Annotated in this window: 11 protein-coding genes and 1 pseudogene; 8 read left to right on the top strand and 4 right to left on the bottom strand. The window is 39.4% G+C overall.

The window, feature by feature from the left end; all coding sequences use genetic code 11:
* The gene (folE, locus tag GQR53_RS06565) at positions 1-555 is read left to right on the top strand and encodes a GTP cyclohydrolase I FolE (protein WP_002962341.1); all 555 of its coding nucleotides are present in this window, start codon (positions 1-3) and stop codon (positions 553-555) included.
* A gap of 4 nt (positions 556-559) precedes the next feature.
* Positions 560-916, top strand: coding sequence for a dihydroneopterin triphosphate 2'-epimerase (gene folX, locus GQR53_RS06560; protein WP_002962340.1), 357 nt, complete (start codon positions 560-562; stop codon positions 914-916).
* 12 nt (positions 917-928) lie between these two features.
* Here folX and GQR53_RS06555 read toward each other — a convergent pair whose 3' ends face one another.
* Positions 929-1,366, bottom strand: a complete 438-nt coding sequence (locus GQR53_RS06555) for a YqaA family protein (RefSeq protein WP_149594638.1) — start codon at positions 1,364-1,366, stop codon at positions 929-931.
* 228 nt (positions 1,367-1,594) lie between these two features.
* On the bottom strand, positions 1,595-1,960 hold the full coding sequence (locus GQR53_RS06550) for a DUF4870 domain-containing protein (protein WP_165743250.1): 366 nt from the start codon (positions 1,958-1,960) through the stop codon (positions 1,595-1,597).
* A gap of 185 nt (positions 1,961-2,145) precedes the next feature.
* Here GQR53_RS06550 and GQR53_RS06545 point away from each other — a divergent pair, with 185 nt between their 5' ends.
* The 4 genes and pseudogenes from GQR53_RS06545 to GQR53_RS06530 all read left to right on the top strand — a co-directional run bounded on the left by GQR53_RS06545 (position 2,146) and on the right by GQR53_RS06530 (position 5,882).
* Complete coding sequence (locus GQR53_RS06545) at positions 2,146-2,847, top strand: spondin domain-containing protein (RefSeq protein ID WP_165743249.1); 702 nt, start codon at positions 2,146-2,148, stop codon at positions 2,845-2,847.
* A gap of 10 nt (positions 2,848-2,857) precedes the next feature.
* On the top strand, positions 2,858-3,595 hold the full coding sequence (locus tag GQR53_RS06540) for a spondin domain-containing protein (RefSeq protein ID WP_165743248.1): 738 nt from the start codon (positions 2,858-2,860) through the stop codon (positions 3,593-3,595).
* A 62-nt stretch (positions 3,596-3,657) separates the two neighbouring features.
* Positions 3,658-4,359, top strand: coding sequence for a response regulator transcription factor (locus GQR53_RS06535; protein ID WP_165743247.1), 702 nt, complete (start codon positions 3,658-3,660; stop codon positions 4,357-4,359).
* A gap of 34 nt (positions 4,360-4,393) precedes the next feature.
* Positions 4,394-5,882, top strand: a pseudogene (locus GQR53_RS06530) (HAMP domain-containing sensor histidine kinase).
* A gap of 43 nt (positions 5,883-5,925) precedes the next feature.
* Here the strand turns inward: GQR53_RS06530 and GQR53_RS06525 are convergent.
* Positions 5,926-8,100 carry a S9 family peptidase gene (locus tag GQR53_RS06525; RefSeq protein WP_165743246.1) on the bottom strand — a complete coding sequence of 725 codons (2,175 nt, stop codon included), beginning with the start codon at positions 8,098-8,100 and terminating at the stop codon, positions 5,926-5,928.
* Positions 8,101-8,289: 189 nt separating this feature from the next.
* Between GQR53_RS06525 and GQR53_RS06520 the strand changes: the two genes are divergently transcribed.
* Entirely contained in the window at positions 8,290-8,760 is a 471-nt protein-coding gene (locus GQR53_RS06520; protein ID WP_024605414.1) for a DUF2721 domain-containing protein, read from the top strand.
* A gap of 92 nt (positions 8,761-8,852) precedes the next feature.
* Positions 8,853-9,305 (top strand): cytochrome c, encoded by a 453-nt coding sequence (locus GQR53_RS06515; protein ID WP_165743245.1) that lies wholly within the window; start codon positions 8,853-8,855, stop codon positions 9,303-9,305.
* A 90-nt stretch (positions 9,306-9,395) separates the two neighbouring features.
* On the opposite strand, the gene GQR53_RS06510 is transcribed toward GQR53_RS06515, so the two are convergent.
* Positions 9,396-12,530 (bottom strand): efflux RND transporter permease subunit, encoded by a 3,135-nt coding sequence (locus tag GQR53_RS06510; protein ID WP_165743244.1) that lies wholly within the window; start codon positions 12,528-12,530, stop codon positions 9,396-9,398.
* Between the last annotated feature and the right edge of the window lie 4 nt (positions 12,531-12,534).

Here is a 12,534-nt window from a genome sequence, read left to right as displayed (position 1 = left end):
ATGCACAATGAATTAAAAGAAAGTTATGAAAAAATCATCACCGCTGTAGGTGAAGATGCTAACCGCGAAGGCTTACTTGATACGCCAAAACGTGCTGCAAAAGCAATGGAATATTTAACGCAAGGGTATCGTCAAACGCTTGATGAAATAACTAATAAAGCAGTATTTACATCTGACGCTGACGACATGGTGTTAGTACAAGACATAGAGCTCTACTCTATGTGTGAGCATCATTTACTGCCTTTTATTGGCCGTTGCCATATTGCTTATATACCAAACGGTAAAGTATTAGGCTTGTCTAAATTTGCACGTATTGTTGATATGTTTTCACGCCGTTTTCAAATTCAAGAACAACTAACGCATCAAATCGCTAAAGCAGTTGAAGAAGTTACTGGCGCTAAGGGCGTAGGCGTTATTGTTGAGGCAAAACACATGTGTATGATGATGCGCGGTGTAGAAAAGCAAAATTCAAGCATGCGTACATCAGTAATGTTAGGTAACTTTAGAAGCGATCCTAAAACACGTAACGAATTTTTGCAGCTTATAAAAGGTTAACCCTATGGCTAATGCAATTATTAACGTTACTAATTTACGCCTGCGTACGTTTATTGGCTTTAACCCCGATGAGCGTGAAAAAAAGCAAGATGTAGTGATCAATCTAGAGATTCACTACCCTGCTGATGACGCGTGTAAAACGGATGAAGTTGACCAAGCACTTAATTATAAAGTGATTACCAAAGAAGTAATTAGCTTAGTAGAGCAAGGGCACTTTTTACTGCTCGAAAAATTAGTGGCTGAAATTCTTGCCGTTTGTCACGCGCACCCAAGCGTTCATTACGCTAAAGCACGTGTTGATAAACCACATGCACTGCGTTTTGCCGATTCAGTGTCGTTAACGCTTGATTGGGCTAAATAAGGTCTTAAAAACTTATTTAAAAAAGCTTTCGAATCCTACGGCAAGGGCGATAACCGCTAAATAGCGTGCGCCTTTGCCTAGTGTTACTAACAGTAAAAAGGTACTAAATCGTACTTTAAATATACCTCCAATCACCGTTAATGGGTCCCCCACAACTGGCAGCCAAGCAAACAACAAACTATACACTCCATATTTATTAAATTGCTTTTGTGCGCTATCAAGCCCTTTTTGCGATACAGGAAACCATTTTTTATCTTTAAAACGCAGTACCTGCGTGCCTAACCAGTAATTAACACAGCTCCCTAACACATTTCCAAGTGTTGCTACGCACCACATAAGCCATAAATTAACTTTATCTTGAGTAATCATTCCCACCATTATCACCTCAGAAGAGCTAGGCAGTAATGTCGCAGATATAAATGCGCTAATAAATAACGTGAGATAAAGCATAATGCCCTTATGGCTAAACGTAAAAACCCAGCCTATAGCTGGGTTTATAATACCAATTTTATTAAAAACATGATCATTCTAGCGTATCAAATAACTCACTAACTACGTTAAAAATTATTTATATAGAACAACTACATATCATAATTTTAGCCTTGTTATTGAGCTATTTTCTTATCGCTATAATAGATCACTAATTTAATGCAATTGGTATAAAAATAAACTGTGTGTTTATTTTATCAAATTTAAACTAAACGGGTAATTAAACTCTTTACCTTCGTTAGCTTTAATACTTGCCATTACAACCATTACAAACCCAAAAATTGCCACTATAGGTAGTAATATTAAGCCGACTGCTACAAACATCAGTACAAAACAAACTACATATGCAATTACCATCGTTATTTGAAAGTTAAGCGCCTTTTTACCGTGCACGTCAACAATTGGCATTTCATCTTTTTTAATTAACCACACAATTAATGGCCCAATTATTGAGCCAAACGGCACAACAAACCCAGCAAGCGCACTTAAGTGGCATAACATAGCCCACGTACGGTCATCTTTATTAACTGGTTCAACCTGTTGATTTTCTTCCATAACACTCTCCTTTTTGTTTTATGTATGTTGCCTCTTAACTAAACAAATGTCTACAAATCAACCAACGTATTTATGTTTAAAAATCACAGCGTGAAATCTTGTGATAAAAAAGTGATAAGTTTGTGAGAGTTTCTGGAGACGATTATTCAATACTTAATTCGAATCATCACTTACAGGAAATAATAATGAAAACTTCTACATTAACAATCGCAATTCTTTTAGCGGCAGCTAGCCAATCGACTATGGCCGCAGAATTAGACCTAAAAGTTACTAACCTAACCAAAGGTATTCACTTTACTCCACTGTTAATTACAGCACACAACAGCGAAGACACACTGTTTGAAGTAGCAACGCAAGCATCTACAGCACTACAAACAATGGCTGAAGGCGGCAATATTGCAGAGTTAGTTGCACAAGCAACTGCTGCGGGCAGTGATATGGCTGCAAATCCAGTTGAAGGTTTACTTGCACCAGCCGCATCTACAACGGCAACACTGAGCACGACTGACGGTAATGAGTACCTATCTTTAACTGCAATGATGCTACCAACTAATGATGGCTTTGTAGGCTTAAACAGCTGGAAAATCCCAACAGAAGCGGGTACTTACACAATTAATTTAAATGCTTACGATGCAGGCACAGAACAAAACAATGAGCTTGTAGTTGAAGGCTCTGGCGCACCAGGTACTCCAGGTATTCCTGCAGCTCCAGGTGGCGACGCTGGCACTGGCGGTACAGGTGTATTAAGTGGTGATACAAATACTAGCATTCATATTCACCCGGGTAGCTTAGGTGATGACGATTTAGAAGCGGGTAATAGCGATTTAAGTAATACAGTACACAGATGGTTAAACCCAGTAGCACAATTAACCGTTACAGTTAAGTAGGAGCATGATTATGTCATCTGCTAACAACCTTAAAAAAAGTCTACTAGTGCTTGCACTTGCAACCACACTTGCAGCGTGTAGCGATAACGATAATGACGATCCAATAATAGAAGAACCGGTCGTTGTTGAGCCAATTGTTGTAGAACCTGTGATCAGTGAGTTTACTATTACTTTTAGTAACTTAACTGCAGGACAGCCTTTGTCACCACTCTCTGTCATTGCTTTTGAAGATGAAGCACCTTGGTCATTCGGTACCACAGCTTCTGTTGGTTTAGAAATGCTTGCAGAAAGCGGTGCAAATGAAGAATACCTCAGCTACGAAAGTGCACTTGCTGCAGTTTCAGCTGAAGGTGCTATTGGCCCTGGTGAAACCACCACAGTAATAATTACTGTTGAAGAGCAAGAAACGCTTAATTTGTCATTTGCTGCCATGCTTAGGAATACAAATGATGCTTTTACCGGTCTTAGTTCTTTAGATGTATCAACATTAGAAGTTGGCGGTTCGTTATCACGCACTACGACTGCTTATGATGCGGGTACGGAAGCAAATACAGAAACAGCTGAAACTGTGCCAGGTCCTGCCGCTAGCGGTGAAGGGTTTAACGAAATACGTGACGATACAGCCGATATAATAACGATGCATCCAGGCATTGTTTCAAATCAAGATGGATTATCTACATCAGCACTTGGTGTTGAACATAAGTGTGATAACCCAGTATCGAAAATAGTAATTACGCGCACGCAGTAACGTTCCAGCTTGTAATGGGAAAGTAAGGGAGCACGGATGCCCCCCTTTTTACGAGGTAATACATGCGTCACGAAAAAATATTAGTAGTAGAAGATGACAGAGAAATAGGTAAGTTAATTACCACGCAGCTAACGTCGCTTAACTTACATGTTGATCATGTTGTGAGCGCAGAACTTGCCTTAAAAAAAATAGCTAAGCATCCCTACGGACTTATTTTACTCGATATAAACTTACCCCAAATGGATGGCTTAAGCTTATGCCGAAAAATAAAAGAGCATTACCCTACTATCTCCGTAATTTTACTCACCGCGCTTAGTAGCGATATGGACAGAGTTATTGGCCTTGAAATGGGCGCCGATGATTATATTTGTAAACCCTTTTTTGCACGCGAATTACAAGCCAGAGTAAAAACCCAATTACGCCACAGAGCACAACTACTCGCGAGCCAAAACAACGACAACTCTCCCGTTGATAGCGAACAAACACTAAATATAGGCTCACTCAATATAGAATTTAGTTCGCACCAAGTGTATTTAGGTAAACAAGCCCTTAACCTTACCGCCACCGAATTTGATTTACTCGTTTACCTTGCACGTCATCCTAATCATGTTTTTAGTCGCCAGCAGTTACTCGATAAAGTATGGGGTTACCAACACAGTGGCTACGAGCACACGGTTAATTCACACATAAACCGCTTACGTGCCAAGCTAGAAGAACACCAACAAGCACCTATCATCGAAACCGTTTGGGGTGTTGGTTACTAACTAAACCCTAGCCAACTCAATTAAGACACCTATTATGAAACTTTCTTTGTATCAAAAATTAGCTATATCGCTAGTCGTCATTTTTTGTTTTATTTGCGCCCTTGTTTACGGCTGGAGCAAGCAATTAGAACTGACTTCAAAACACCATGCTGAGCAAAATTTACATTTGGCGCTTGCCGAGCACTTAGTACAAGATAATCCATTAATAAAGGAAGGTGTTTACGACTATAAAGCGCTTGAAAACCTCTTTCATACCTTAATGTTATTAGGTCCTGCGTTTGAATTTTATTTTGTAGACGAAACCGGAAAAATTCTTACTTACTCAGCAAAGCCGGGTAAAGTTAAACGCACGCATATTAGTTTAACGCCTTTAAAAAGGCTGATTAACGACCCAAGCGCTGCACCTATTTATGGTGATAACCCTCGTAATAAAGAGCAACAAAAAATATTTTCAGCCGCGCCAGTATTTAATCAAGATAAGCTACAAGGTTATTTATATGTAATTATTGGTGGCGAGGCTTACGATACCTCACTAAGCACTGTAAAAAATAATGATAAGTTATGGCTAGCCGCTTTATGGCTTGGCTCTGCACTCGCATTTTTATTTATTGCGATGCTAATTTTACTACGTTTTTTTACCAACCCAATTCAGCGCTTAGCACGCGATGTTAGTAATATTGAAGCCGCTAACTACAGCCTTACCGACACCAAGCTAAGTAACTATTCAACGCAAAAAAGTAACGAAGTGCATAGTTTAGGGCGAAGTATTCAAGCCATGTTAACGCGTATTAATGAGCAGTTTAAAGCGCTTGAACAAGGCGATAAACAACGCAAAGAGTTGCTAACTCACTTATCGCACGACCTACGTACCCCCACTTGCTTCACTGCAGGGGTTTTTAGAAGTACTAAATCAGTCAGGTGAGCAATTAAGTAAACAAGAGCAGCAAGAATACTTACAGGTATCGCTTAATAATTGTGGGCAATTAAAGCTACTCATAGAGCAAATATTTGAACTTGCTCACTTAGAAAATGGCGAAATAAGTATAAATAAAGAAACCTTTAATTTAGGTGAACTCATTTACGATTGCATGGCAAAATTTAGTTTAGCCGTTGATAAAAAAGGCATTGGTTTGTCGGTAGAACCTGCGATTTGTGACTTTCCTGTGGTTGCCGATATAGCTAAATTAGAGCGCGTGTTAAGTAACTTAATTGACAATGCAATTAGGCATACCCCTCGTGGCGGCAGCATTGCAGTACATGTAAAACGCAGTGACGATAATCAACTATTTGTGCATGTATCAGACACGGGCGTAGGCATAAAAGAAGATGAGCTGAATGCTATTTTTGACCCGCACTACCAAGCAAGTAATTCTAATAAAGAGGGGCGCCAGCAAGGTGGTTTAGGATTGGCTATTTGCAGAGGGTTATTAAAACTGATGGATAGTGAAATTTACGTACAAAGTGAAATTGGTAAAGGCACTATGTTTAGCTTTAATTTACCACAAAAAAAGGTGCTTTCTTAAAAAGCACCTTATTGAGTTAAATCTATTTAAATATAAAGAGTAACTACTTTTTAATACCTGCTAAATCAAGCATAAATGCATAGTTTAGCGCGGTATCTTCTAAGCGTTTAAAGCGACCCGATGCGCCGCCGTGCCCTGCTTCCATATCTATTTTAAACAGTAACTTATTATCATCAGTTTTATAGTCACGCAGCTTAGCAACCCATTTTGCAGGCTCAAAGTATTGAACTTGTGAATCGTGCAAGCCAGTCGTCACTAACATATTAGGATATGCTTGCTTAGATACTTGGTCATATGGCGAGTAAGACAGCATGTAATCGTAATACGCTTTTTCGTTCGGATTACCCCACTCGCCGTATTCATTTGTTGTAAGCGGTATGCTCGCATCAAGCATTGTGGTTACTACATCTACAAACGGTACCGCAGCAACCATGCCTTTATAAAGCTCAGGCGCTTGGTTTGCTACTGCGCCCATTAATAAGCCACCAGCACTGCCACCTAACGCAAATATTTCATCTTTTGCGCCATACTTTTGAGAAACCAATGCTTTAGTTACATCAACAAAGTCATTAAACGTATTCTTTTTAGTGAGTAGCTTGCCGTCTTCGTACCAAGGGCGACCTAGCATTTGTGAGCCACGTACATGGGCAATTGCAAATACAAAGCCACGGTCAAGTAAACTCAAACGCGTGCTTGAAAAAGTAGGATCCATGGTTGCGCCATAAGAGCCGTAACCGTATTGCAGTAGCGGGTTAGTACCATCTTTTTTAAACGCGTCTTTACGGTAAACTAAGCTTACCGGTACTTTTATGCCATCACGTGCTGTTACAAAAATACGCTCTGAGGCGTAATTATCAGCATCAAAATCACCTAATACAGCTTGCTGTTTAAGTAGTTTTTTATCGCCAGTCGCTAAATCTACATCGTACGATGAACCAGGTGTAGTCATGCTTGTGTAGTAAACTCGTAACGTGCTGCTATCTATATCGTTATTACCATAAGTACCAATTGTATAAGCGCTATCGTTAAAGCTCAGTGGTAACTCTTTACCTGTTTTTAAATCACGCGCAATCAACTTTGATTGGCCCATTTCACGCTCTTGGTAAACTAAGTAGTCATTAAATAAATCAATGCCTTCGAGCTTAATATCATCGCGCGCTGGGATCACACTTTGCCAATTTGCTTTGTCACCAGCTTTATCAATATCCACTTTTATCAGCTGAAAATTTACAGCATCTAAGTTAGTTACAATGTAGTAAGTATTCCCTAGTTTAGATATTTCATATTCAAGCCCTGCTTCGCGCTCAATTAAGCGTTTAGGCATTGCCTTAGCATCATCAGCACTTAGTACCGATACGCCTGATGCAGCTGTGCTGCTGTGCCAAATATAAATTTCTGACTCATCTTTGCTTTTACTCATACCCATGTAGTAACTGGTATCAGTTTCTTCGTAAATTAGCTCATCATCAGCTTGTGGTGTACCTAATGTATGACGATAAACTTGGTAACCTAGCAAGGTTTGTAAATCTTTTTTAATGTAATAAAGCGTTTTGTTATCGTTTGCCCACACAATGCCACCGTTGGTGCCCTCTAGTGTATCTTCGAGTAGTTTACCGGTTGTTAAATCTTTTATTTTTATACTATAAATACGACGGCTAACAGTATCTTCGCCATAAGCCATTAAATTGCCATTCGGGCTTACATTTAAGCCACTTACTGCATAATAATCATGGCCTTTCGCAAGCTCATTTACATCTAAAATAACTTGCTGATCCGTACCTGTAAAATCGCTGCTGCGTAAGTAAGTAGTGTACTCGTTATCGCCACGTGTTTGCGTTGAGTAAAAATAATCACCGTTTTTAACTGGGACTGAATCATCGTCTTTTTGGATACGCCCTTTTAGCTCTTCAAACAATTCACTTTGCAGCGTTTTAGTATGTGCAAGCATGGCATCAGTGTATGTATTTTCAGCTTCTAAATAGTTAATCACCTCTGACGCTTTACGTTCGTCATCACGTAACCAATAGTAATTATCTACCCGTGTGTCACCATGAATAGTCATCTCATAAGGCACTTTTTTAGCAACTGGGGCTACAGCTTGGGCTACTTGAACCGTTTTAACTTGTGTATTATTTTTTTTGGTTTCTTCAGGGGCTTGATTACAGCCACTTAAAATAGCGAGCGATAGTGCAGCAAGAGCGAATGGAGTACGTTTCATCAGTCAAATCCTTGTTGTTTTTTATTTTTTATTAAGTAATTAAATATACCTAAAAATAACCTGTGTTGTGATTTACTTTGTGAAGCTATGTAAAGTAAATCAACGTAATTCCTCTTTTCTTAATAAGCCTACATCAGGTACTCTGTAGATATATAAGTCATTTTTAAGCTCAACTGATTAAGGGTAGTAATGAATAGCGAAGTAATAAATATTTTAACTATGGCAAAAGTAATTCAAACGGCCGTTGCTCCCGTATTTTTAATCACAGGTATAGCAGCAACTTTAGGTGTTTTATCTAATCGCTTAGCGCGAATTACCGACAGAGCGCGCTTATTGGAGCGAAGATTAAAAGTAAATACAGATGATGATTTTAATAAGTCGCTAGCAACAGAACTCCGCGCTTTATTAAAAAGATCTCGATGTATACATATTGCTTTTAGTTTAAGTGTATTAAGTGCCTTACTTGTATGTGCTGTGGTCATGTTTTTATTCTTGTCGCACATTCAATCAATTAACTTAAGCGTGACTATTGCTTGTTGTTTTGTTGCCGCAATGGCATTACTTATATGTGCATTTATTTCACTACTTGGAGAAGTATTTTTGGCTACCAGAAGCATGCGTCGAGGAATGATATTTGCTGATATAGGTCTTAATGACTAAGTTTTAATTAAATCTATCGCATTCACTTGAATAAATACGATGTTAGATACAAGATATCAAATTAAGAATTACAATTTTCACCAGGGGCAAACATGAAATTAAAAAAAGTATTAGCAACAATAGCACTGGCAACGTGTGCATTTAGCGTATCGGCAAATTCTGCATTTAAAGAGCCAAGTGACGCGATTGAATACCGCCAAGCAGCATTTTCAATGATCTCAGTACAAATTGGTGACATGGGCGCAATGCTAAAAGGTAAAGTACCTTTTAACGCAGAGCAATTTAAAAAGCGTGCTAACAACGCAGCTGCACTTTCAAAAATGCCATGGGAAGCGTTTTACGAAGGAACAGATAAAGGCGACACAGCTGCACTTGCTGCTGTTTGGTCTGAAAACGATACTTTTATGAAAAAAGCAACTGCATTCCAACAATACGCAGATGAGCTAGCAGTAGCGGCTCAATCAGGCGATAAGGCCGTAATTGGTAAAGCTTTTGGCGCATGGGCTAAAGGCTGTAAAGATTGCCATAAGCAATTTAAAGATTAATTTTACTGCAGCATCTAAGCTGCATTAAAAAGATAATAAAAAAGCCCTGGATGGTTAACCGTTCAGGGCTTTTTTTAACTTTATTGTCTATTAACTATTTATTGATACTTTCGTAGCTCGCCCTTTAAATGGGCGCTTAAATAACGTGCCAATATCACCTAAAATCATATATAAACACGGTACCAATATAAGCGTTATTAACGTTGCAAACATAACAGCAAAGCCAAGCGCTACTGCCATTGGTATTACAAACTTAGCCTGCAGGCTTGTTTCAAACATAATAGGTAGTACACCGGCAAAAGTTGTTATCGACGTTAATAGTATTGCTCTAAAGCGAGCACACCCTGCTTCTATTACTGCATTTTTAACGCTAACACCTTCGCGGCGCACTTGGTTTACGTAATCGGTCATTACAAGTGAGTCGTTTATAACAACACCAGCAGCAGCAATTAAGCCAAAGCCCGACATTAAGCTTATATCTAAATCAAACCAGTAATGACCCCAAATAGCCCCGGTTAAGCTAAACGGAATAACCGACATTACAATAAGCGGTTGTGAATAGCTTTTAAGCGGCACAGCTAGCAGTATGTATACTAAAATCATTCCGCCAATGAAAAACATTATTTGCTCATTGGCTTGAGCTTGCTGCTCTTCTATTGCGCCACCAAGTTCTGATTTAACACTTGGAAATTCTTCAATTAGCTGTGGAAGTAAGTTTTCTTTTACCTGCTTAACTACTTCACCAGGTTCAATTTGCTCTTCATCAATATTGCCATAAACATACACGGTACGATAACCACCTTCACGACGAATATAACTAATGCCAGGTGTTTCGGTCAGCTCTACAACATCACCAAGTAATACTTCTCGCCCCTGTGGGGTGGTCACTACAGTATGTTTAAGCGATGAAAATGCTTCACGAGTTAGTTTAGGGTAGCGTACCATTACACGTACTTCTTCACCGTTTCGGATCACGCGCTGCGCTTCACCACCATAAAAGCTGGCACCTACTTGATTAGCAATACTTGCTAAATCTAAGCCCAGGTCGTAAGCGACCGGCTTTAAGCTCATTTGCACTTCTTTGCTCGCGGGGTCAATTGTTGAGCTTATATCAAACAGTCCTTTTTGCTGTTGCAGTAATTGAATAAAACGACGACCGGCTTCATTTAAAGTCTCTATGTCAGAACCAAACAGTAAGTAACCAAACTCGCCGCCGCCATTGCCACCACCGCCGCCGCCAACATCGTCTTGAATAGTTAACGACTTAATACCGGCAATAGTTGGCATAGCTTCACGCCAACGACGTGAAAGTTCAAATGCATTATACGGGCGTGAATCTTCGTCAACTAAAGGGGCAAGTAATTGAGACTCAGTTCTGCCTTGGTTAAATACCAACACATCACGAATAATTTTTTGACCAAATTCACGCTCAGTTTCTTCATCGACTCTAAGTACCATGGCTTCTATTTCACGAATAGCCGCAATAGTTTGTAAGTCAGAAACGTTATCGTTCATTTCAACTTGTATTTGCGGAAAGTCGTGCGGCACTTTAGGAGTAGGTACTGTACGTACTTTATTAGACGTAATAAGTGCAATGCTTATTATAAACATAGCAATAAAAGCGAATAACACTGTCCAGCGCCAATCTACACATTTCGCAATAAAACGTTTATATGGACCATTTACAAAACCAAAAAAGCGAGTGTTAAAGCTATCGCGCCAGCCACCTTTTTTAATCGGTGAAAAGTGTGTATGTGCAATATGAGCCGGTAATATAAGCTTTGACTCTACAAGGCTAAATACTAAACACAGCATAACTACAACAGCTATACCATAAAAAAAGGCACTTTCTGGACCGCTTGAAAGCGTAAACGGCGCAAACACAGCAATTGTTGTTAGTACACCAAACGTTGCGGGAGTTGCTACGCGGTTTGCACCACGTACAACGTTTTCAACACCACCACCGCTTTTTTCTACCTCGGTATAGGCGGCTTCACCTATTACTATGGCGTCATCCACCACTATGCCAAGCACCATAATAAACGCGAATAACGAAATAATATTAATGCTGATGCCAAATAGCGGCATCATCATCATGGCCCCTAAAAAACAAACGGGTAAGCCAATCATTACCCATAATGCAAGTTTAAAGCGCAAGAATAAAGACAGCATAATGGCCACTAAAATTGCACCTTGAAACAAGTTAGCCTTCATCATATCAAGGCGTGCGTTTAGGTAATATGTCATGTCCATTAATGGCTCTAACCTAATACCTGGCGGTAGCTGCTTATTTTTTTGATCAATAAATGTCTTAACCGAATCGGCCACAGGAATTATATTCTGCTCTTGTGTTGCTTTAACCGACATATAAACGGCATTTTCACCGTTAAATTTAAAGTAACGCTCACCTTCGGTAAATTGATCTTTAATAACGGCAATATCTTGCAGTAAAACTTTAGCGCCATACTCACCAATTTTTACCGGGATGTGTCTAAACTCTTCACCCGAGTAAAATTGGTTCTCTACTCGAACAGAAATAACACCCGCATCGGTTTTTAATTGCCCTGCCGAAAAGTTAGCTGAGTAACGACGCACCGCATTCATAACATCACTAAGGGTAAGGTTATATTGGCGAAGCGTATCGGGGTCTATCTCAATTGCAATTTCGTCAAGCGGTACATCGTTTTCAACGAGTGAAACATTAGATAGCTGTAGTAACTCATCTTCTATTTGGTTAGCAATAGGCTTAAGCTCTGTAAGCGGTAAATCGCCAACGAGTGTCATACCTATTACATCTTGCCTAAATTCAACTTGGCTTATGGTGACCGGTTCCATACCAGCCGGAAAAGTCGCAATACCATCAACACGTAACTTTACTTTATCAAGCACATCGGTAAGTTCAGCATCAGTGTTTATTTCAAGGCTTGCAGTGCCGCCATTTCTAAAAGCGCGGTACACACCTTTTTTAATTTCGGTTATATCTTTAAGTGACTCTTCAATTTTTATAAGAATACTTTCTTCTATTTCTTGAGGAGAGGCACCTGGGTAGTTAGCTTCAACGTTAATATAGTTAACTTCTATATTTGGAAACATTTGACGCTGAATAGTGAAGTAACTTATAGCCCCCATAACAATGATAAAAAACATCATTAAGTTTGCAGCAACCGAGTTATTAGCAAAGTAGGCAATGAGTCCTGTTTGTTTTTTTTGTATTGATTCGCTCATATCT

Origin of the sequence: Pseudoalteromonas sp. Z9A6, assembly GCF_011378805.1 — a bacterium.
Classification (GTDB): Bacteria; Pseudomonadota; Gammaproteobacteria; order Enterobacterales; family Alteromonadaceae; genus Pseudoalteromonas; species Pseudoalteromonas distincta.
This window is presented reverse-complemented; position numbering and strand designations above follow the sequence as displayed.